The organism is Burkholderia sp. BCC1999, assembly GCF_905339975.1.
Lineage (GTDB): Bacteria > Pseudomonadota > Gammaproteobacteria > Burkholderiales > Burkholderiaceae > Burkholderia.
Genome location: NZ_CAJPHP010000002.1, coordinates 270,476 through 291,341, shown reverse-complemented (window position 1 = coordinate 291,341; position 20,866 = coordinate 270,476). Strand labels below are relative to the sequence as shown.

The following is a 20,866-nucleotide window of genomic DNA, read 5'->3' as shown; positions in this document are numbered from 1 at the left end:
CGATTTTGCGATGCAAAACAAGTTTTCAAGCGGCGGAAAGGCGGCGCGACCGGAATTCCGCGCAGATTCCGCAATGTGAAAAGGCCTTTCGCAGTTGGAGAGCGGCCGGGTGCGGCAGCACCTGCGTTGCCACATCCCATGACAGAACGTCTATACTTGGACAATTCATCGACAGCGAGCCATGCGCTCGCTCCCCGTGCACCGCGATGCGCCCTCTCCCGCCCGGAGCGACATGAACGACTCTCCCGTTTTCGACACGCTTTGCGATCTGCTGAATACGTCCGGTGCGCGTTTCCGCGTGCTGGAGCATCCGGCGGAAGGTAAATCCGACGTGATCGCCGCGATCCGCGGCACGCGCCCCGAACAGGGTGCGAAGGCGATGCTCTGCACGTTCAAGGACGGCGGCGACGCCACCGCACTCGCCGTGATTCCCGGCCACCTGAAGATCGACTTCCGCAAGGTCGCCGATGCCGTCGGCCGCCGCAAGGCGACGCTCGCATCGCCCGACGTCGCGGCCGCCGTCACGCGCTGCGTGATGGGCGCCGTGCCGCCGTTCGTGTTCGACGCGAACGTCACGCTCGTCGTCGATCCCGCACTGGTCGAACGCAACGGCGAGATCGCCTTCAACGCGGGCCGCCTCGACCGCTCGGTCGTGCTCGACTCGGCCGACTATGTGCGGATCGCCCGGCCTCTGCTGGCCGACATCACGCGGCCGGAAACGACCGACGCAACGTCGCCCCGGGAAGACGCATGACCACGCACCGCACACCACCGCTGTCCGAGCAGGCGTCGCTGATCGAGCAGGTGCAGCGCATCGCCGAAGGGCTCGGCGAGATGTTCGCGCCGTTCACCGAGGTCGTCGTGCATGACCTGCGCACGCCGGAGCACGCGATCCTCGCGATCCACAACAATCTGTCCGGGCGCGCGGTCGGCGATCCGGCGACCGAACTCGGCCTCGCCCGCATCGCCGACGACGATTTCCCGCAGGTGCTCGCGAACTACCCGAACCGCTTCGCCGACGGCCGCACCGCGAAAAGCACGTCGATCGGCATCAAGGATTCGACCGGGCACTACGTGGCCGCGCTGTGCCTGAATTCCGACGTCACGCTGTTCCGCGGCTTCCAGGGCATGCTGAACCAGTTCTGCCGCACGGACGGCGAGACCGTCGTCGAGACGCTCGACCCGGCCGGCGCCGACGCGATCCGGCAGCGCATCGACGCGTTCGCGACGCGCCTCGCGACGACGCCGCGCGAACTGAAGACCGACCAGCGCCGCGAATTGCTGCAGACGCTGAAGGCCGACGGCTTCCTCGAGGTGCGCCGCGCGATGGAAATCGTGTCGCAGCATCTCGGCGTCTCGCGCGCGACCGTCTACAACGATGCGAAGTAAACCAGGCGCGCCGCTTTCCAGTTGACTGACCTTTCCGACTCTCGAGCAACCATGAACTCTCCGACTCTCCCCACGTACGACGACGTCGCCGCGGCCGCGGCCCGGCTCGAAGGCCATGCGCACCGCACGCCGGTGATGACGTCGCGAACGGTCGACGCAGCGCTCGGCGCGCAGGTGTTCTTCAAGTGCGAGAACCTGCAGCGCATGGGCGCATTCAAGTTCCGCGGCGCGTTCAACGCGCTGTCGCGTTTCAACGCCGAACAGCGCCGCCACGGCGTCGTCGCGTTCTCGTCGGGCAACCACGCGCAGGCGATCGCGCTGTCGGCACGCATCCTCGGCATTCCCGCGACGATCGTGATGCCGCAGGATGCGCCGGCCGCGAAGATGGCCGCGACGCGCGGCTACGGTGGCAACGTCGTGACCTACGACCGCTACACCGAGGACCGCGAGCAGATCGGCCGCGATCTCGCGGAGCAACACGGGCTCACGCTGATCCCGCCTTACGACCACGCGGACGTGATCGCCGGCCAGGGTACGGCGGCCAAGGAGCTGTTCGACGAAGTCGGCCCGCTCGACGCGGTGTTCGCGCCGCTCGGCGGCGGCGGGCTGCTGTCGGGCACCGCGCTGTCCACGCGCGCGCTGTCGCCGCACGCGACGTTGTACGGCGTCGAACCCGAAGCCGGCAACGACGGCCAGCAATCGTTCCGCTCCGGCGCGATCGTCCGGATCGACACGCCGCGCACGATCGCGGACGGTGCGCAGACGCAATACCTCGGCAACCTGACGTTCCCGATCATCCGCCGCGACGTCGACGACATCCTGACCGCGACCGACGCGGAGCTGATCGACTGCATGCGCTTCTTCGCCACCCGTATGAAGATTGTCGTCGAGCCGACCGGCTGCCTGTCGTTCGCTGCCGTGCGACGGATGAAGGACGCGCTGCAGGGCAAGCGCGTCGGCGTCGTGATCAGCGGCGGCAACGTGGATCTCGAGAACTTCTGCGCGCTGGTGTCGACGCCGGCCTGAGCGTCGCGGCGCACATGAATATCCTGTCATCCGTGCGCCGTTGCGCCTTCACGACGCGTTAAGTTTCGCGCCCTAGACTGATTACGTTGTCCCGTAGTCAGTCGTGAAGGAGCCACCATGAACACGCACGCGATCGTCGCCGCCGCCCTGGCGGCAGCCTCCCTTTCGGCGTTCGCTCAACCGGGCGCGATGTCCTCCGGTTTCCCCGCCGCATCGCCGCACGACGCCGTCGCGCAGGCGCTGCACCGCTCGCCCGGCGCGTTGCCGCACGCCGGCTTCGTGCTCGCGAAGATCGATCAGAACAATACGCCGCCCGATCGTGGCGGCGACCCGAGCGGCCGCACGCACGCCGGCACGCACATGTAACGGCGCGCGCCGGGCGCCGCTACCACGCCCGGCCCCGACGGCATTCAGAACGACGGCAGCGACGGATCGCGTGCGGCGAGGATGTCGTCGGTGCGCCGCTGTAGCGCGCCGTCGATCGTCTCCGGTTGCGGAATCAGCCAGTAGCGCCCTGCGCGAATGCCGTCGAACACCCGCTCGGCAAACGCGTCGGGCGTGAGCCCGTGCGCATTCAGCATCGAGCGCATCGTGTCGACGAAACCCTGCACCTCGGGCCGGTCGTGCGCGGCGCCGAACGGATCGTTGAAGATCCCCGACTGCACGGGGCCCGGCGCGAGCAGCGACACGCCGACCGGCGCGCCGAGCATCTTCAGTTCTCCATACAGCGATTCGGTCAGCGCGACCACCGCGAACTTCGTCGCCGAATACGGCGACATCAGCGGGCTCGGCAGGAAGCCGCCGACCGACGCGGTGTTCACGATCCGCGCCGGCACGTTGCGTTCGAGCATCCGCGGCACGAAGCTGCGGATCCCGTTCAGCACGCCGTGCACGTTGATCGCGAAGCTGCGCTCGAAGCGTTCCGGCGTGATTTCCCAGCTGAAGCCCGTCGCCATCACGCCCGCATTGTTGAACAGCAGGTCGACGCCGCCGAAGCGTTGCCATGCGGCTTCGGCCAGCGCGTCGACGGCCTCCGGCCGGCTCACGTCGGTCGGCACGCACAGCACCTCGGTATCGAGCGTCGCGGCAAAGGCGTCGAGCTTCGCCGGATCGAGATCGGCCAGCACGACGCGCATGCCGAGCGCGGCCGCGTGGCGCGCGAGCCCGCTGCCGATGCCGCTGGCCGCGCCGGTGATCACGGCGGTGCCGCCGTCGAAGCGAATCGAATTCGTCATGTCAGTCAAAGTCCTGTGGGGTCGATGAGGGGATGCGCATACGCGGGAATCACCGGCGGCGGCAGCGGCGTGCGGCCGTCGAGCGAACGCACCGCGAGTTGCTGCGCGAGCGGGAAATGCAGGCTGTGCGTGACGAGGCCCGTGCGTTCGCGCGCCGGCAGGCTGCACAGCGCGAGCGCGGTTTCGGCGAGATACGCGACGTCCTCGGTCGGATAGCCTTCGGGGATGTAGCGCGCGGCGCCCGGCGTGCGGATCGCCGTGCTCGGCGCGACGAGATTCACCGCGATGCCGTCGGCTTCGAGTTCGGCCGCGAGCCCCTGCGTGAAGCGCGACAGCGCGGCTTTCACCGCCGCATAGACGGTCGCGCCACCCGCGCGCGAAAAATCGTCGAACGGCCGCAGCGGCGGCAGCGCCGTCACCGAGCCGACGTTGACGATCCAGCCGGCGCCGCGTGCGCGCATCAGCGGGATCGCGGCCTGCGCCAGCGCGAACGGAATGCGCAGATAGTGTTCGATCGTCGTGTCGAACATCGTCATCGGCATCGCGTCGACGCACGCGTAATCGGCCACGCCCGCGTTGTTCACGAGGATGTCGAGGCCGCCGGCGGCTTGCGCCGCGCGTCCGACGAGCGCGTCGCGCTCGGCCGCGTTCGACAGGTCGGCCGCGAGCGCGATCGCGCGGCCGCCGGCCTGTTCGATCAGCGCGACCGTTTCGGCGAGCGTGCCGGCGGTGGTCGCCGATTGCGTGAGGCTGCGCGCGGTCACGACGACGGTCGCGCCTTCGGACGCGAGACGCTGCGCGATCGCGCGGCCGATGCCGCGGCTCGCGCCCGTCACGAGCGCGCACTTGCCGGCCAGGATCCGGGATGGGGTGTCGGTCATGATGTCTCCAGTCATTTCGATGCGTGTCGTTCAGCCCGCGATATCCGCAACGTGCAGCACGAGCTTGGTTTTCGCCTCGCCCGTTTGAACGAGATCGAGTGCGCGGGCCGCCTGTTCGAGCGGGAAACTGTCGAAGCGCGGCACGCGCAACGCGCGCCGGCCGAGCCGTTCGGCGATCGACGCGAGCGTGTTGCCGCTCGGCATCCGGCTGTAGGTCAGCGCGACGTTCAGCCCGCGACGCGCGGCTTCGGCGCCGGCAGCGGCCAGCCGCTCGGCATCGCCGGCCGCGAGCGTCAAGATGTTCACGAGCGTGCCGCCCGGCGCGAGCAGGTCGAGCGCAGCGGGCAGCGTGTCGCCGCCGACCGCGTCGAGCACGAGATCGACGCCGCCGGGCGCCCATGCGCGCAGCGCTGCGGCGATGTCCTCGCCGCGGTAGTCGATGGCGATCCCCGCCCCAAGCGATTCGACGGTGTCGCGATTGCGCGCCGAACACGTCGCCGCGACGCGCGCGCCGGCCTGGGCGGCCAGCTGGATCGCGAACGTGCCGACCGCGCCCGCGCCGCCGTGCACCAGCACGGTCTGCCCCGCGCGCAGCCCGCCGTCATCGAACAGGCCGGCCCATGCGGCCAGCGCGGGCGTCGGCGTCGCGGCCGCTTCCGCAAAACTCACCGCGTCGGGCAACCGCACGACCGAGTCGTGACGCACCGCGACGTATTCCGCATACGCGCCCCAGCGCCCCGCACCGACGTCAGTCTGCGCGAACACGCGCATGCCCGGTTCGAAGCCGTCGACGCCGTCGCCGACCGCTGCGACGACACCCGCCGCATCGAATCCGATCACGAACGGGAACGTGTACTGCATGAATGCGCCGAGGTAGCCTTCGCGGCATTTCCAGTCGGCGGGATTGACGCCCGCGTACGCGACGCGGATCAGCACGTCGCCGGGGCCCGGTTTCGGCGCCGGTACGTCGGCCAGCCGTAAGGCGTCGGAATGACCGACGCGGTCGATCAGAAGCGCTCGCATCTTCATGTCTCCAGAGGTGTTGTCGTTGGGGTGTGTGCGGCGTGTCACGCCGCGGTGTCGGCGAGCAGGCTCGATGCGAGCGGGCAGAACGCATGCGAGATCGTATCGACCGTCCAGTCGGGGCTTTCGGCATCGAACCGGCGGTCGACCCAACCCCAGTGATACGGATGCAGCAGGTATTCGCCGAGCAGATCGCCGACCTGCGCGAATTCCTGTTGCCACACGTGCGTCCACGCGCCGGGTGTTTCGATCCGGTTCAGGCGCCAGTTGCGGATGCCCGGCATGAACGCGGGCATCCGCAGCAACTCGTGCTCGAGCAACGCGACCTGTGCTTCGCTTGCCTGCGGGCGCACACGCAACATCAGCGTGCGCCAGATGCCGTCGCGCAACGCGGGCTCGCGCAGGCCGCCGCCGATCGCGCGGCACGCTGCACCGTCGAGGCGCGCGATGCCGGGCAGTTGCGCCAGTGCGGCGAATTCCGCTGAGGAATCGACAAACCGTTCATCGCGCAGCACGTCGAGCGTGTAGTCGCCCGCGCCCCAGCAGCCTTCGAGATTGCGCGCGAGCGCCACGCGTTTCGCGCCCGGCAGCGCGTGCGCGGCTTCGCGCAATGCGTGCTCGATCGCTTCCGCGTCGCGATCGGCCGAAACGAATACCTGTGCCGTGTCATGCCGCATGGTCGACCTCCGTCAGCGCGGGCAGCGGCGCGTTGGCGTCCGTCATCACGTGACGGCGGCGCGCATCGCACAGCCCGTCGACGGCCATCCAGAACGCGACCACGTCGCCATCGGTCAATGCGCGCATCCGGTAATAGGCATACGCATCGTCGACCTGCCACGTCAGCCACAGGGTGCTCGGCTGCCCCGGCGCCGCAACGGGCGGCGACACCCAGCGGCAGGCCGCCGTCAGTCCGCGCGCCGCATGGCCGGGCAGGTAGCGCTCGCGCAGCAGCGCGAGCACGTCGGGAATGCGCTCGGGCGCGAGCGTGATTTCGTCTACGATCTGGATCATTCGCGTATCGTCCGTGGTCGTTCGGGTCGGGATGCATGGCCGGCCTACGCCGTTCCAGCGAGGCCGAAGGCGGCCAGCGTGGATAGCATTCTTGCGTGGGGGCTGCTCGCGAACCCCTACCGGCCCGCTCACCGGCCCCTGTCGCAACGATCAGAACGGGAGACTCATGAAACAGCGTGTATTGCCGGCGAGCGGACGCGTGCTGCCGGGTCTCGGCGCACGCCTGCTGAACGAACTCACGCGCAGCGGCACGCCTCCGGCCGACCACGCGGCGCACGCGCCGCAAGCGGCGGCGACCCCGGGCGGCTTCGTCGCGCTGTACCGCGACGCGATCGAGCGGCTCGAGGCGCAGGTCGCACGCGGCGACGGCCATCCGCCGATGCGCAAGCAGGAAGTCGACCTGATGTGCCGGTGCCTGCTGAGCTGCGCGACGCTCGCCGACGCGATCCGCTGCGCGCGCGACTTCTGCGAAATGTTGACGCCGCGCGCCGGCGTGCTGTCGCTCACGGTACGCGACGGGCGTGCGACGTTCCGGATGGATTCGCTGCGGCGCACGCGCAGCCCGGCCACGTGCCTCGTCGACCTGACCGGGCTGTTCTGCTATCTGCAGCTGTTCGGCTGGCTGATCGGGCAGCCGCTGCGGCCGACCGACGTGTGGCTCGGCCATCCGCGCCGCGACGACGCGGTGCCGCTGCTCGGGCTGTTCAACGCGCCGGTCGACGTCGGCCGGAAAACCTATGGCTTCGCGTTCGATGCGACGCGGCTCGATTGCCGCGTGATCCGGCAGCCGGGCGAACTCGACGCGTTTCTCGTCGACTTCCCGTTTCGTCTGATCGATGCGCCGCCGGCCGTCGTGTCATGGGCGCAGCAGGTGCGCGGTTTTCTCGATGCGGCGCTCGCGCGCGAACAGGCGCTGCCGGCGCTTGCGGAGCTGGCCGCGTGGCTCGGCGTCAGCGAGGCGACGTTGCGGCGGCGGCTGGCGGCGGAAGGAAGCGGCTATCACGTGCTGCGCGAACAATGCGTGGCCGATGCGGCCCGACGATGTCTGCACGAGACCGACTGGCCGATTACCCGCGTGGCCGCGTATCTCGGCTTCGGCGGCGAAGAGGCGTTCCGGCGCGCGTTCGTGCGCTGGAACGGCGTCGCGCCGAGCCGGTTCAGGCGCGATCGCATGACGCACGGCCACCCCGATTCTTCAGACAAGAAACGCGGCACCGGCGCATAAGGGAAAGGATTCGGAAAGCGATTGCCGGGTAATGACGTTTTTTCGCATCCCGCGCGGTGCGGCAATTGACTCGCCCGAGCGCGCGCCATTACCCTTGCGCGCTGATGGTTCCCAGGGATGGGATCAAAAGGGAACGCAGGAGGGGCAACGCCTCGAATCTGCGGCTGCCCCCGCAACTGTGAGCGGCGAATTCGTGCCACTGCATGCCACTGGGAAACCGGGAAGGCCTGCACGGATGACGACCCGCGAGCCAGGAGACCTGCCATCGACCCGAGGTCCAGCAGCCGCACCGGGCGGGGTGTCCCGATGTGCAAGCACCGCCGCTGGCGGCCGCCCGTTGCATGGACGAACCGACCTCAGGATCCGTCAGATGTCCTTCATTCCCGAATCCGCTTCCCTGCCGGAAGCGTCGCACCGACACGCCGTCGGCACGCGCAACCTGCCCGCCGTCCGCTCACGATCGCCGTATGCGCAACGCGCTTTCTCTCGCTGTCTCATGAATATTCGTTACCTGCTCGCCACGTCCGCCGCCTCCGCGCTGCTCGTCCCGATCGCCCATGCCGCCGGCGACACCGCGCTCCAGCCGCCCGCCCAGCCAGCGGAAAGCGTCGACCTGCCGACGATCAGCGTGACCGACACGCGTCGCCTGCCCGAATCGTTCGACGGCCGCTATGCGTCGACCCAGGTACTCACGCGAACCGATCTCGACCGCCTGTCGCCGAGCGAGCCGAGCATCACGCAGGCGCTTGCGATGCTGCCCGGCGTGACCGTTTCGCAGACCGGCGGCCCCGGCTCCTCCGCATCGGTCAGCATCCGCGGCTCGTCGGCGAGCCAGGTCGCCGTGTTCATCGACGGCATCCGGATCGGCTCGCCGACTACCGGCATCGCGCCGTGGGCCGACCTGCCGACGGAAGCGTTCGAACGTGTCGAGGTGATTTCGGGGCCGGCCGCCGCGTCGTTCGGCGCCAACGCGATGGGCGGTGTCGTGCAACTGTTCACGCGCCGCTCGTCGAACCAGCCGAACCAGACCACCGTGTCGTTCGGCGGCGGATCGAACAAGACGTTCGACACGCAGCTACGCACGTCGGGTACGGTGCCGTCGACCGGGCCGCTCGCCGCGCTCGGCGGACTCACCTACTCGCTTGGCCTGCACTCGTACAACACGGCCGGCATCGATTCGACGCGGCCCGTCTTGCCATATCACGAGGACGGCCGCAATCCGTATCACGCGCAGGATCTCGATGCGCGCCTCGGCTACGCACGCGACAACTGGTCGATCTCGACGTTCGCGCTGTATCACCGCTCCGACCTGTCCTACGACAACAGCGGCTATGCGAACCGCCAGCTCGATCATCAGCTGACGACCGGTCTCGCGTTCCATCTCGACATCACGCCCGATACGCAGTTCGACCAGTCGTTCGGTTATGCGAACGATCGCCAGTTCCTCTACGCGAGCGATCCGTCCATCCCGACCGACCAGATCAATTCACAGCGCATCAGCACGTCGACGTCCCTGACCCATCAGGAGCGCGGGTTCCACCTGTTCGGCCTGCCGCTGTCGGGCGAGAGCAAGCTCGCGTACGACTTCACGCGCGAACAGGCATTCCTGCCGATCGACGCGCCCGGCGGCATACCGACGCGCAACGACTCCGCGTTCTCGCTGCATCAGTCGGCCACGCTCGGCAGCGTCACGATGTTCCTCGCGGGGCGTCGCGAGATCATCGCCGGGCAAGGCGTGAACACGGGCAATGCCGCGCTGTCGTGGGCGATCACGCCGGTCTACACGGCGCGCGTGTCGTACGGCAACGCGTTCCGCCTGCCGAGTTTCAACGACCTGTACTACCCCGGCTACGGCAATCCGAACCTCAGCCCGGAACGCAGCACGTCGGTCGAGGCGGCGCTCGACGCGAACACGTCGTACGGCACGTTCTCCGCCGCGATCTACGACACGCGCGTCAACAACCTGATCGCGTACAACCCGGCGACGTATTCGCCGATCAACATCGGCCGCGCACATATCCGCGGGATCGACCTGTCGTACAAGGGGACGATCGGCCGCTACACGCCGGTGAGCGTCGCGATCGGCATCCTGAATCCGCAGGATGAAACCAATGACAGCTGGCTGAACCGCCGACCACGCCAGACGGTCAGCCTGAACGTGGACCACACGTGGGACGAACTGCGCCTGCACGCGCTCAGCACGGGTGCGTCGCTGAACTACGGCGGTACGACGTTCGACGATCCGGCCAATACGACGTACCTGCCGTCGTACCTGAGCGTGAACCTGCGCGCGTCGTACCGGATCAATTCGCACCTGACGGTGTCGGCCACGCTGTCGAACCTGTTCGACCGGCAATACATGACCGCGTACGGCTACAACACGCTCGGGCGGACTGCGTTCGGGAAGGTCAGTTATACGTTCTGATGGGCTTTCCAGATGACCGCCAGCGTCAATCCGGCGCGCTCCGGCTCGCCGCGAACTGATCGCGGTTGAATAGCGAGAAATACAACTCGTCGCTCCACTGAAGCCCGAGCGGGTGTTCGGTGGCTCGCGTACGGGTGCTGTCGCAATCGTCGTCAAAGCGCAAGCCGAAAAATGCGTCCAGCGGCGCGCCGGTCCGTTCGGCCCCGGCACGCTGCACGACGCGTGCAGCCGCCTCGGGATCGCTCGGCAGCGCATCGAACGCAGCGCCCACGCGAAGGCAGCGGTCAATCTCTGCTTCGACGAGCCGCCGCAATGCATCGGGATCGCTTTCGGACATCAGGTCGAGTTCGATGGTTTCGAGCAGCAGGTACTGGTCGCGATGCTGCTCCAGAAAGGCGATGGTCTCGTCCAGCCAGGCCGATAAATGTCCGGAAGCGGCCGGAAGCGCCACCGTCACCGTTTTTGGAGCGGGCGGCGCAGGCGCCCGCCCTACCCAGCGCCGCATCCGTTCCGCGAACGTCGATCTTGTAACCTCTTCTGCCGGCACGGCGGGCTCGGGCGCCGTCTGCCGTGCAATCAGTATCCTGAGGATCGCCACGAATTTCGTGACCCGCTCGAACCCGGGAAGGAACGGGCTGCTGATGGCATGCAGCGGCGTGGTTACGCCGTCCAGCCCATCCGAGACAAGTGACGCACACAACCGCGGGTCGCACGACATGAGCAACCGGTACATGAACGGCACGTCATAGGCCCATTCGGACAGTCCGGCAATCGTTTCCGGGCGATCCTCATAGGATGTCGGCCGGTTGCCGAGGCTGTAGAGATAGGACCGGTTGGCCATGTTGGCTCCAATGTCGGTGAAAAGGTTCATCGGCGCGACCGTGCTCCAGCAGTCACCAAGCCCGAAATCCCGAGTACGTCGGTGCCCCGGCTGTCACGCGCGAACGTCGCGGGCGCTCGTCGACGGCCAACCCGGGATCGCCGATTCCGGCAAGATTATCCCGGATGGATTTGATTATCGACAACATTGGATTTTTATTTCATAGTCTCTCGAGTTCAAGATGACACGATACGGCCCACGGGGAACATCGCCGGGTCGAAACGCAGGCACCCCCATTCTTTCAAAAATATTACGGGAACCGAGGATTTTCCAATGAAGCAACGCGCCGGAAAGCTACGCCAAAGAATCAAGGAAATAAATGAATCCTTTGACAAGTCTCACTACCTTGAATTAAAACACAGATCGATTGAATCACTATACAAAATGCTCCGCTACAAGAGCATAAAATACAAAGAAGAGATCAATCTAGCTCAGGCACAGCTCATAAAATCAGAGGGATTCAAGGAAAAATACTCTCCGGGCGAACTGGTGGCATGCACCATTGCCGGCAGGAGCTCAAAATCCTACTGCTTCGGCACGTCACACAAGGTATTGCACAACCCTGTCCGGGAAATTGCGAGCCTGCTGAGTCAGCTCGGCAAAATCGGCAAGACCTCGAATCTCACCGGGTCAAAAAACATCATCGGAAAATGCGCGGAAGTAAAATCGGCGAACGGTTTGTTTTCCGCGAATCGCAACCTGACGGTCAACGAAATAGAGTTCACTCCCGCAATTCGCCCGCGCACGCTGGAGAAAATTCCAAGATGCCCTAATTGCACGCAAATATTCGGGAAGGAACTATGAACTCGTCAGAATTCGACTTCGACCTCTTCTTTACCTTTCGTTGTGAGCGATGCCTTACCAAAATTCACATTGCCACGGCGGGAGACGCCAATATTCCGAAGCAGATATATGAAGATCACTCGCACGACAAGAACAGAAGAATTCTAAGAAATTTGCCGGAAATAAATTTATTTGAATTTCAAATCAATCCGAGCATCAGGGAAATATTCTCCCTGAAAAGAGCCTTATGGGAAGAGTCGACAGAGAAAGACTACGCTTTTGATGAACAATCCTATCTGGCTGATTTCATATACTACGCCCAGCGCGGCTGCTTTTCCTTCGACAGAACCAATATCAGCGATCCGAGCGACAACAGATATCATCTTGTTGCCTATCCCGTTCTCGGGACGAACTTCCGCTTTTGCCACCCGAACCCCGTCCACCGGCCAAGTACGATCAACGCAGACGCGCTTGTTCGGAACGCATTCAACAATCCGGTCAAAATCAAATTCAACGAATGGGGCACCACCATGCGAGCCTTTGGTCAGAACGCGTTCAGGTTGATATCCCAACGTTCGTTTGGCGGACATACCGGACCCCGATGATTTTGGAGGCGCCCGCCGCGCAGAACGACTTCGTCGCCAAACCGCGACATCCGCCACGCCCATACGCGGCGAGAAGCGTCTACCGCGGAGCGGCAACCGTATGCCAGCACTACATCTCGACACGACCGGCACGCACGGGAAATTGACATCGCAGCAAAAACTAATAGAATTAGTTTTTTGACTAACCTGCATAGCATTCGTCATGGCACGTGCCGGCATTACCGTGGACAAGCTGGTCGAAGCCGGCGCGCAGCTCGCCGATGAAACCGGCTTCGAGCAGCTCACCGGCGCGGCGCTCGCGCGGCACTTCGACGTCAGGCTGGCCAGCCTGTATTCCCACGTCGCGAGTTTCGACGACCTCAAGAGCCGGATCGCGCTGTTCGCGCTGAAGGAGCTCGCCGACCGTGCGACCGACGCGCTGGCCGGCCGCACCGGCAAGGACGCGCTGGCCGCGCTCGCGAACGTCTATCGAGACTACGCACGCGCGCATCCCGGCCGCTTTGCGGCCGCGCGCCATCCGGTGAACGCGGAGCGCGCCGCCGAGAGCGCGGGCGGCCGGCTCGTCAGGATGACCTCGGCCGTGCTGCGCAGCTACGACCTGCCGGAAGCCGAACAGGCCCATGCGATCCGCCTGCTCGGCGGCTTCTTCATGGGCTACGTGACGCTCGAAGGCGCGGGCGGTTTCTCGCACAGCGCGCCGGATTCCGATGCGTCTTGGTCGCGCAGCCTCGATGCGCTGGACGTGATGCTGCGCCACTGGCCTTCGGCCGCATGACGCGCCGGATGGAATTCAAGCGATGAAAGACAAACCCAAGGGCGTCGTGCTACCGAGCCGTGTCGTGCCCTTCCCGGCCTCGATCAGCGACGAAGCGCGAACCGCGTTGCAACGACTGGTCGGCGACGACGGCGTGCCGCTGAATGCGCTGCACGTGATGCCGGCGCCGGACGACGTCGACGCGTGGATACGCGTGAAAGCGGCCGCCGACGAGCACTACGCGGCCGCCGTCGAGAAGCTCGCCGGGTATCTGCGTTCGAGCGTCGAGACGATCCGGGCCGGCCACGCGGACGTGCATGTCGCGACGCCCGAAACAACGGTGTCCGAAGAGTGCGCGTACATCGACCTGCACGGCGGCGCACTGATCGTCGGCGGCGGCGCCGCGTGCCGCGCCGGCGCGCAGATGCAGGCCGACCGGCTCGGCATGCGCTGCTACGGCGTCGACTACCGCATGCCACCCGACCATCCGTATCCGGCCGCGCTCGACGATTGCATCGCGGCCTATGCGTTCGTGCTGGAACGCCACGCGCCCGAGAACATCGTCGCCGGCGGGCGCTCGGCCGGCGGCAATCTCGCGGCCGCGATGGTGCTGCGCGCCCGCGACGAAGGCTTGCCGCTGCCGGCCGCACTCGTACTGCTGTCGCCGGAAGCCGACCTGACCGAATCCGGCGACAGCTTCGAGACCAACCGGCTCGTCGACGTCGTGCTGCCGGCTTCGCTGATGGCGAACAACCTGCTCTACGCGAACGGCGCCGATCTCGCGCATCCGTATCTGTCGCCGCTGTTCGGCGATTTCTCGGCCGGTTTCCCGCCGACGTTCCTCCAGAGCGGTACACGCGACCTGTTCCTGTCGAACGCGGTCCGCCTGCATCGCGCGTTGCGGCGCGCGCAGGTGCCGACCGAGTTGCACGTGTTCGAAGGCATGCCGCACGGCGGGTTCATGGGCGCGCCGGAGGACATCGAACTGAGCCAGGAGATCACGCGCTTCGTGCATGAGCATGTGTGGGCATTGCACGCGGTCGAAGGCGTTCGACCGAACGGCAGCCCGCTTCGGGACTAGGCAAGGCCGCGCATCCCCGCGACCAGCTGGATCGCGCCGAACGCCGCGATGACGGCGGCCGACACGCGCGACAACCCGTGCATGAACGCGAACGACATCCTCGTGCGCAGCGCGGCCGTCGCGCCGCTCAGGCACAGCCACCAGGTTGCCGAACCGACGAACACGCCGGCGACCATCCACTCGACGGCCGGCCGCATCGCGCCTTCGTGCGAGCCCGATAGCGGGCCAAGCGCCGCGAAAATCCCGACGAACGACAGGATCGTCATCGGGTTCGACAGCGTCAGGCCGAACGTCGTCAGGAAATCGCGCAGAACGGTCGTGCGCGGCAGGTCGCGTTGCAGCGCGGCCACGGCCGGCGGCTGGCGCGCGATGGACCACGCGAGCCACACGAGGAACACGCCGCCGCCGATCTTGAGGGCGACGGTCAGCATCGGGAACGCGGTGACGATGCCCGCGATGCCCAGCGCGCCGAGCAGGCCATAGATCGCATCGGCGCACGCGGCGCCGATGCCCGTCGCGAACCCTGCCTGAAAACCGCGGCTCAGGCTGCGCTGAATGCACAGCATGCCGATCGGGCCGACCGGCACCGCGATCGACAGCCCCATCATGACGGACTTGATGAACAGCATCGCCTGCTCCTTGCGACATGCAACGGGTTGAACAGGCATCGTAGGGAAAGTCCGGTCACCGCTGAATGCGGTTTTTAAGGAAAAATAGGCACTCCACCTTAAAAAATCCCGCCGCGATGGATGATCTGGACTGGAAGGTATTGGCGCTGCTTCAGGCCAACGGCCGCATCAGCTATACCGAGCTCGCGCGCCAGGTTCACCTGTCGGTGCCGGCGGTGACGGAGCGCGTGAAGCGCCTCGAGGCGTCCGGCGTCGTCGAGGGCTACACGGCGCGGATCAATCCGGCCGCGGCCGGCTACCCGGTGAGCGCGCTGATCGGCATCACGGTGCCGCAGCCGGCCAAGGCAAAATTCCTCAAGTTGCTGGAGTCGATTCCCGAAGTCGTCGAATGCCGTCACGTGACGGGCGAGGATTCGTACGTGATGCGGTTCGTCGCAACCAGCATGACCCATCTCGAACAGCTGATCGAACGCATCAACCTGTACGGCGAAACGCGCACGTCGATCGTGATGTCGACGCCAGTGCCGGTGCGCGGGCTGGCGCGACCGCCGTCGAAGCTCGACGGCAACCGCGGCTGACGCGTCGACCGCCACCGGACGGCCGACTGCGCCACGAGAGCCGTAAGTGACGATGACCGGCCGGTCGCCGGCTGGCAGCCGGCGACCCGCCTTTCCCGGGACGTTCGACGCGCCCCGGCTACTTGCCGGCGACGCCACCCAGCAAGCCACCCAGCAGCGACGTAACGGGCGCGAGCGGATTGCCGGCGCCGCCCGACGCCGTACCGCCGCCCGTACCGGCCCCGGGCCCGTTCACCACGGTTGCCGGTATGCCGCCGACGACGCTGGTCACCAGACCGGAAATCGGCACGCCGCCGTTCGCGCCTTTCGGACTCACGAGGCCGCCCGCATTGGTCACCGTGTTGCCGACCGCTAAAACCACCTGGCCGACGGCGCCGACGAGCGGCTGCGACGACGCGGACGTCACCTTGACGCCCGCCGACGTGATCGCCGCGCCAACCTGCCCGAGCAGGCCGGCGACCGGCTGCCCGAGGCCCGTCGCCGTACCGATCTGCTGTGTGAGCTGGCCGGTGGTCGTGACGAGCGGCGTGATCGCGTTGCTGATCGACTGGGTTACCTGTTGCACCGGGCCCGACGACAGCGTCGAGCCGAGTGTCGCGCCGGCCCCCTGGAGACCGCCGGCCACCGTGTCGAGCAGGCCGCCGACCGGCGCCGTGATCGGCGCCAGCGGCGCGAGCGGCCCCGTACCGAGCGCCTTCACGGTCTGGCTAAGACCGGTGACCGGGTTGCTCGTCGAACTGACGATGGAGCCGAGGCCGGCAACGGTCGTACCGACCGGATTCGACGCGATGCCGATCTGGCCGATCCCGTTGCTCACCGCGTTGGAGGTATCGCGAATGATCGTGCCGGCGCCGATGACGGTGTTGCCGAGTCCGGCCGTCACGTCCTTGCCGACGGGAGGCGTCACGCCGTTGATCGTCGTGCCCGCGGCCATGACGACTCCACCGACGGAACTGATGATGCCGTTCGTGCCCGGCGTGCCGCTGGTACCGGTGCCGCTGCTTGTGCCACTGCTGCTTGTGCCACTGCTGCTTGTGCCACTGCTGCTCGTGCCACTGCTGCTTGTGCCACTGCTGCTCGTGCCGCTGCTGCTCGTACCGCTGCTGCTTGTGCCGCTGCTGCTGGTACCGCTGCTGCTCGTACCACTGCTGCTCGTGCCGCTGCTGCTCGTACCGCTGCTGCTTGTACCACTGCTGCTCGTACCGCTGCTGCTCGTACCACTGCTGCTCGTACCGCTGCTGCTCGTACCACTGCTGCTCGTACCACTGCTGCTCGTACCACTGCTGCTCGTACCGCTGCTGCTCGTGCCACTGGTCCCGCTCGTGCTCGTCGCGATGTTGTTGCCCGGCAATGTCGGCGCCGAAATATCGCCGCCGCCGCACGCCGCCAGCGCGCACGCCGCAGCGATGGCGGCAAGCGCGCCATTCGCCTTGATGAAATGATTGTGCATGGAAGTCCCCGTCAGCTGTTCAACGTCGTGCTTCCAGCAAGCATCTACCGTGCCATCGCCATCAGGACCGCTGACGATCCGGCCATCGCATCGGATCGCGCGGTCCGGCGGGCCTTGCGCGGACGATCCACGGCGCGGTTGCCCGATCTTTCGTCGTGCGCGTACCTTACGTTCCAGTAACGCTTCCGTAACACGAATCCGGTGTTACGTAGCACCGCGCGACAAATGACGATGCATCGCGTCGCCGCCCTCCTTCGAGCGCACTCAACGGTGCTATCGTCGAAACCTGCCCCGACATCTCCACTATCCGCGCCCTCGGCGCTCCGACCCCCGGACCAGACAAACGATGAACAACCCGCGAGCAATCCTGACCGCCGCCGATATCGCGGCGATGGAACCGGAGCATTCCGTCCATCCGTTGAACGCGAATGCCGTCCGCCTGAAGCGATCGCTGGGTGACGCCACCGGGCTCACGCAACTGGGCTTCCATCTGATAACGTTGATGCCGGGGCACGAATCGACCGAATATCACCGGCATTTGTACGGCGAGGAATGCCTCTACGTGCTGTCCGGGTTCGGCGAGGCGACCATCGACGGCCAGACCTGTCCGGTCGGCCCGGGAGATTTCATGGGATTCCCGCGCGGCGGCCCCGCGCACACGATGGTCAATACCGGCGACCTGCCGCTCGTCTACATCGTCGCCGGCGATCGGCCGGAACACGACGTGTGCGACTACCCGAAACTCGGCAAGCGTCTGTACAAGGCGGGCGCCAACAAGGTGTTCGTGGATCACGACGAATAGCGTCACGCGTCACGGCCGCTTAACAAGCTTCACGATCGTAAGCGTGCCGCGGGCGTTTTCAACCCGGACCCTCACCCTGTCGCCCGTCACACGATCAACGTCACACCGGCCCATGCGATCAGCACGACGCCCACCGCGCGGCCGATACGTTCGCCGCCGGGCAGGACTTTTTCCGCGAACACGAGGAGCGACAGTGCGGCAATCCACACGACGTTCATCACGCCGCCGACGAACAGCAGCGCCATCAGCAGCCAGCAGCACCCCACGCAGTACACGCCATGACGCACGCCGAGCAGGAAACTGCCCGCGATGCCCGGACGCCAGTGCGCGACCAGGAACGCGGCCGGCGCTCGGCATTGCCGCAGGCACGCGCGCTTCAGCGGCGAGAATTGATAGAGTCCGGCCAGCGCCAGCACGACCGCGGAAAGGATGGCGCTCTTCGACCACAGCATCATCGCCGAGATCAATCCGGCCGGTTGCAGCATCGCCTGAAGCAGCGCCGCGCCGACCGAGAACGCAAGCCACGTGGTCAGATAGCCGGCCAGCAGCGACACCGACGTGAACGCCGAACGCGAAGCGTTGTCGCCGCGATGCCGCACCACGCGTCGGTACAGCATCACGAGCGGCACCGCACCGGGCGTCATCATCGCGATCATCATCACCCACCACATCGCGATCACGGTCGGCAGCGACGGATCCATGCGGCCCATGTCGTCCGCGAGGCGATGCGGAAAAAGCGCGAACGTCGTCATGTCCAGCGCCGACATGCCGGTGCCCGCACCCGTCCACAGGTAGAACCAGCACACGCCGACGAGTGCGGCCATCGCGAGCAGCGTGATGACGCGCTCGCGACCGAGCCAGGAGTCGAGCGGAGTCATGCCGCGACGCGATGCCGGATCAGTCCGTGGTTGTTCAGGTGCAGCCGCGCGAACTGCGCATAGGTGCCGTCGAGATTCAATGCGATGTTGCCTTGCGAGCGCCCCGTGCCCGAGCCGATTTCCGCCAGCTCGTATTCGAACCCGTTCGGCAGGTCGATCCGCACGCGGTGCTCGTCGCCCGTCACCGGGTTGCGGATCGGTTCGCCGGACGCGTCGAACACGCCCTCGACGTGAATCCGGCCGCGCCGCGCATCGACATCGACGTCGAAGTCGATCCTCGTGAAGATCGGATCGAACGCGTGCTCGAGCGTCGACGCATACACCGAGAACATCGTCGCGAATGGATCGGTATCCTGACCGGTCATGATCTTCAGCACGGCATCGCGCTGCTCGGGGCTGGCCCGTTCGTCGACGATCGGCTGGCACTTGCCCCGGCCTTCGTGAACGGCACCCGGCCACTGGAACACGACCGCGATCCTGACGCCGTCGAGCACCACGTCGCCGTAGTGGCCGCTGTCGATCGACAGCGCGCCCATCGCTGCGCAATTGCCGTTGGTCGGCAACGCATTGAACTGGCACGGGCAACCGTATGAGCAATTGCAACTGATCATTTCGGTTCCCTGAATCTCCCACGGCGTCATGACTCCACCTCGCGCTCGGTGACACGTAAACGCTTCGAATCTAGTGCACGCAATGGGGAAATCAAAGCAGGAAGGGCGGCGTGAAAACCCTGCGTGCCGGCCACGCGCAAGACGCGTCGACACGCGCCCGCCACGCCGCTCCGGCCACCGCCTCGCCACGCCGATCTCAAACGAACAGCGACGCGACGATCGCACACCAGACCAGACTTGCACCGCACAGAAACACGCGCCGCGCGACGAACATCCGCGACTCGTCGTCGGGCGTTTTCATCGGCGACGTCGCGAGAAACGGCACGCTGGCCAGGCACGCGAAACCCGCGAGCGCGGGCACGATCACGACATAGTCGCCGAACCGCCAGGGCAGCGCCTCGTGCAAACCCCAGTAACCGAGAAACAGCATGCCCAGCGAAAACATCGTCGCGGCAGCCGAACTGAGCGCGACCACCGATCCCGTCGGAAATTGCATGGGAACCTCCGTTCGCGCCGCGAGCGCGACGCCGGATCATTATCCGGGCATCGAAGGACAAATCACAACGGTCGCTGCGGCACCCTCCTCACCGCATGCCCCGCGCTCAGCCGCTCATCTCGCCGAGAATCGCCATGATCTCCTCGGCCAACAGCAGGCTCGCCGGCCCGCGGCCGTGCTTTTCGCGGCGCACGAGCGCGAGCACGTTGCGGCTGAACGCGCGATCGCGGATCGGCCGGTACGTCAGGCTCTCCTGCCGGTATTCCTCCGCGATGTCGAACTTGCTCAGGAACGCGATGCTTTCGCTCGCGGCGGCCAGCCGCTTCATCGTCTCGATCGAATTGGTCCGGAACGCCGGCTCGACGTCGATGCCCGCCTCCTCGAACGTATCGGCGACGATGCCGTGCATCAGCATCGAACGATCGGCAAAGATCAGCGGATACGACGCGCAGTATGCGAGCGGGATCGATTCCATTCGCGCGAGCGCATGCGTCGGCGAAATCACCGCGCCGAGGCTCGTATCCATTTCCCACAGGCTTTCGAGCTGCGGCGACGGCGCCAGGTTGAAGCCGAGACCCAGGTCGGCTTCGCCGCTGGCGAGCGCATCGGCGATCTCGCGCACCGGCATCACGCGAATCGAAATCTTGATGTGCGGATGCTGTGCGCAGAAATTCGCGGCCGCGGTGGATGCGACCCCGCTCGCGAGGCCGGTCACCGTCGCGATGATCACCTCGCCCTTCTGCAATGTGTTGAGGTTGCGGATCTCGGCCTCGACCTGCCGGTATTCCGACATCGTCCTGCGCACGTGGGCCAGCAGGATCTCGCCGGCCGGCGTCAACCGCAGCCCGCGCGGCAGGCGTTCGAACAGCGGCTCGCCGATCTCCTCTTCGAGCAGCAGCACGTGCTTGTTGATCGCGGACGGCGCGACGTGAAGCTTCTCGCCGGCCGCGCGGATCGAGCCGCACCGCGCGACTTCGTCGATGTAGCGCAGCAATCGTGAATGGAGCATGGTCGCCGGTCTCCTGGAGTCGGCAAAGCGTACTCGAAAAGCGCACGCTCCGTGCAAAAAACGCTGCTTTTTAGAAACGGTGACATCGGTTTTCA

The 20,866-nt window shown here is 66.2% G+C and carries 24 protein-coding genes and 1 riboswitch; of the genes, 12 read left to right on the top strand and 12 right to left on the bottom strand.

The features are described from left to right. The first annotated feature begins 232 nt into the window (after nt 1-232). The 4 genes from U5809_RS04235 (at nt 233) to U5809_RS04220 (ending at nt 2,781) form a co-directional block, all read left to right on the top strand. Nucleotides 233-754, top strand: a complete 522-nt coding sequence (locus U5809_RS04235; protein ID WP_322085654.1) for a YbaK/prolyl-tRNA synthetase associated domain-containing protein — start codon at nt 233-235, stop codon at nt 752-754. After that, a complete protein-coding gene (locus U5809_RS04230; protein WP_322085653.1) occupies nt 751-1,389 on the top strand; it encodes a helix-turn-helix transcriptional regulator in 639 nt (212 codons plus the stop codon). The genes U5809_RS04235 and U5809_RS04230 overlap by 4 nt, the downstream gene beginning before the upstream one ends. 51 nt (nt 1,390-1,440) lie before the next feature. Further along, a complete protein-coding gene (locus U5809_RS04225; protein ID WP_322085652.1) occupies nt 1,441-2,415 on the top strand; it encodes a threo-3-hydroxy-L-aspartate ammonia-lyase in 975 nt (324 codons plus the stop codon). 117 nt (nt 2,416-2,532) lie between these two features. Then, complete coding sequence (locus tag U5809_RS04220; protein ID WP_322085651.1) at nt 2,533-2,781, top strand: hypothetical protein; 249 nt, start codon at nt 2,533-2,535, stop codon at nt 2,779-2,781. Nucleotides 2,782-2,825: 44 nt separating this feature from the next. Here U5809_RS04220 and U5809_RS04215 read toward each other — a convergent pair whose 3' ends face one another. The 5 genes from U5809_RS04215 to U5809_RS04195 are packed head-to-tail and all read right to left on the bottom strand — an operon-like array spanning nt 2,826 to nt 6,565. Beyond that, nucleotides 2,826-3,650 (bottom strand): SDR family NAD(P)-dependent oxidoreductase, encoded by an 825-nt coding sequence (locus tag U5809_RS04215; protein ID WP_176045490.1) that lies wholly within the window; start codon nt 3,648-3,650, stop codon nt 2,826-2,828. 5 nt (nt 3,651-3,655) lie between these two features. After that, entirely contained in the window at nt 3,656-4,531 is an 876-nt protein-coding gene (locus U5809_RS04210; protein ID WP_322085650.1) for an SDR family NAD(P)-dependent oxidoreductase, read from the bottom strand. Between the two features lie 30 nt (nt 4,532-4,561). Continuing rightward, entirely contained in the window at nt 4,562-5,554 is a 993-nt protein-coding gene (locus U5809_RS04205) for an NADP-dependent oxidoreductase (RefSeq protein WP_322085649.1), read from the bottom strand. Nucleotides 5,555-5,598: 44 nt separating this feature from the next. Beyond that, entirely contained in the window at nt 5,599-6,231 is a 633-nt protein-coding gene (locus U5809_RS04200) for a Dabb family protein (RefSeq protein WP_322085648.1), read from the bottom strand. Continuing rightward, a complete protein-coding gene (locus tag U5809_RS04195; RefSeq protein ID WP_322085647.1) occupies nt 6,221-6,565 on the bottom strand; it encodes a hypothetical protein in 345 nt (114 codons plus the stop codon). The genes U5809_RS04200 and U5809_RS04195 overlap by 11 nt, the downstream gene beginning before the upstream one ends. 166 nt (nt 6,566-6,731) lie before the next feature. Here U5809_RS04195 and U5809_RS04190 point away from each other — a divergent pair, with 166 nt between their 5' ends. Further along, nucleotides 6,732-7,790, top strand: a complete 1,059-nt coding sequence (locus U5809_RS04190) for an AraC family transcriptional regulator (protein WP_322085646.1) — start codon at nt 6,732-6,734, stop codon at nt 7,788-7,790. Between the two features lie 88 nt (nt 7,791-7,878). Then, nucleotides 7,879-8,072, top strand: a riboswitch (cobalamin riboswitch). Between the two features lie 214 nt (nt 8,073-8,286). Then, a complete protein-coding gene (locus U5809_RS04185) occupies nt 8,287-10,215 on the top strand; it encodes a TonB-dependent receptor domain-containing protein (RefSeq protein ID WP_322085645.1) in 1,929 nt (642 codons plus the stop codon). 25 nt (nt 10,216-10,240) lie between these two features. Here U5809_RS04185 and U5809_RS04180 read toward each other — a convergent pair whose 3' ends face one another. Next, entirely contained in the window at nt 10,241-11,086 is an 846-nt protein-coding gene (locus tag U5809_RS04180) for a hypothetical protein (RefSeq protein ID WP_322085644.1), read from the bottom strand. 282 nt (nt 11,087-11,368) lie between these two features. On the opposite strand from U5809_RS04180, the gene U5809_RS04175 reads away from it, so the two are divergent. The 4 genes from U5809_RS04175 to U5809_RS04160 all read left to right on the top strand — a co-directional run bounded on the left by U5809_RS04175 (nt 11,369) and on the right by U5809_RS04160 (nt 14,318). Next, the gene (locus U5809_RS04175) at nt 11,369-11,899 is read left to right on the top strand and encodes a hypothetical protein (protein ID WP_322085643.1); all 531 of its coding nucleotides are present in this window, start codon (nt 11,369-11,371) and stop codon (nt 11,897-11,899) included. Further along, complete coding sequence (locus U5809_RS04170) at nt 11,896-12,483, top strand: hypothetical protein (RefSeq protein ID WP_322085642.1); 588 nt, start codon at nt 11,896-11,898, stop codon at nt 12,481-12,483. Before U5809_RS04175 ends, U5809_RS04170 begins: the two co-directional genes overlap by 4 nt. A gap of 202 nt (nt 12,484-12,685) precedes the next feature. Next, nucleotides 12,686-13,258, top strand: a complete 573-nt coding sequence (locus tag U5809_RS04165; protein WP_322085641.1) for a TetR-like C-terminal domain-containing protein — start codon at nt 12,686-12,688, stop codon at nt 13,256-13,258. Nucleotides 13,259-13,280: 22 nt separating this feature from the next. After that, on the top strand, nt 13,281-14,318 hold the full coding sequence (locus U5809_RS04160; protein WP_322085640.1) for an alpha/beta hydrolase: 1,038 nt from the start codon (nt 13,281-13,283) through the stop codon (nt 14,316-14,318). Here U5809_RS04160 and U5809_RS04155 read toward each other — a convergent pair. Beyond that, on the bottom strand, nt 14,315-14,947 hold the full coding sequence (locus U5809_RS04155; protein ID WP_322085639.1) for a LysE/ArgO family amino acid transporter: 633 nt from the start codon (nt 14,945-14,947) through the stop codon (nt 14,315-14,317). The genes U5809_RS04160 and U5809_RS04155 overlap by 4 nt on opposite strands. A gap of 116 nt (nt 14,948-15,063) precedes the next feature. Between U5809_RS04155 and U5809_RS04150 the strand changes: the two genes are divergently transcribed. Beyond that, a complete protein-coding gene (locus tag U5809_RS04150) occupies nt 15,064-15,525 on the top strand; it encodes an Lrp/AsnC family transcriptional regulator (RefSeq protein WP_282509630.1) in 462 nt (153 codons plus the stop codon). A gap of 118 nt (nt 15,526-15,643) precedes the next feature. Here the strand turns inward: U5809_RS04150 and U5809_RS04145 are convergent, their stop codons facing one another. Then, on the bottom strand, nt 15,644-16,975 hold the full coding sequence (locus U5809_RS04145) for a collagen-like triple helix repeat-containing protein (protein ID WP_322085638.1): 1,332 nt from the start codon (nt 16,973-16,975) through the stop codon (nt 15,644-15,646). 346 nt (nt 16,976-17,321) lie between these two features. Here U5809_RS04145 and U5809_RS04140 point away from each other — a divergent pair, with 346 nt between their 5' ends. Beyond that, nucleotides 17,322-17,777, top strand: coding sequence for a cupin domain-containing protein (locus U5809_RS04140; protein WP_322085637.1), 456 nt, complete (start codon nt 17,322-17,324; stop codon nt 17,775-17,777). 86 nt (nt 17,778-17,863) lie between these two features. Here U5809_RS04140 and U5809_RS04135 read toward each other — a convergent pair whose 3' ends face one another. The 4 genes from U5809_RS04135 to U5809_RS04120 all read right to left on the bottom strand — a co-directional run bounded on the left by U5809_RS04135 (nt 17,864) and on the right by U5809_RS04120 (nt 20,771). Next, the gene (locus U5809_RS04135; RefSeq protein WP_322085636.1) at nt 17,864-18,655 is read right to left on the bottom strand and encodes a DUF2182 domain-containing protein; all 792 of its coding nucleotides are present in this window, start codon (nt 18,653-18,655) and stop codon (nt 17,864-17,866) included. Beyond that, the gene (locus tag U5809_RS04130; RefSeq protein WP_322085635.1) at nt 18,652-19,296 is read right to left on the bottom strand and encodes a DUF1326 domain-containing protein; all 645 of its coding nucleotides are present in this window, start codon (nt 19,294-19,296) and stop codon (nt 18,652-18,654) included. The genes U5809_RS04135 and U5809_RS04130 overlap by 4 nt, the downstream gene beginning before the upstream one ends. Before the next feature lie 166 nt (nt 19,297-19,462). Then, a complete protein-coding gene (locus tag U5809_RS04125) occupies nt 19,463-19,762 on the bottom strand; it encodes a hypothetical protein (RefSeq protein WP_322085634.1) in 300 nt (99 codons plus the stop codon). Nucleotides 19,763-19,868: 106 nt separating this feature from the next. Next, nucleotides 19,869-20,771: a LysR family transcriptional regulator gene (locus U5809_RS04120; RefSeq protein WP_322085633.1), complete on the bottom strand. Its 903-nt coding sequence runs from the start codon at nt 20,769-20,771 to the stop codon at nt 19,869-19,871. Between the last annotated feature and the right edge of the window lie 95 nt (nt 20,772-20,866).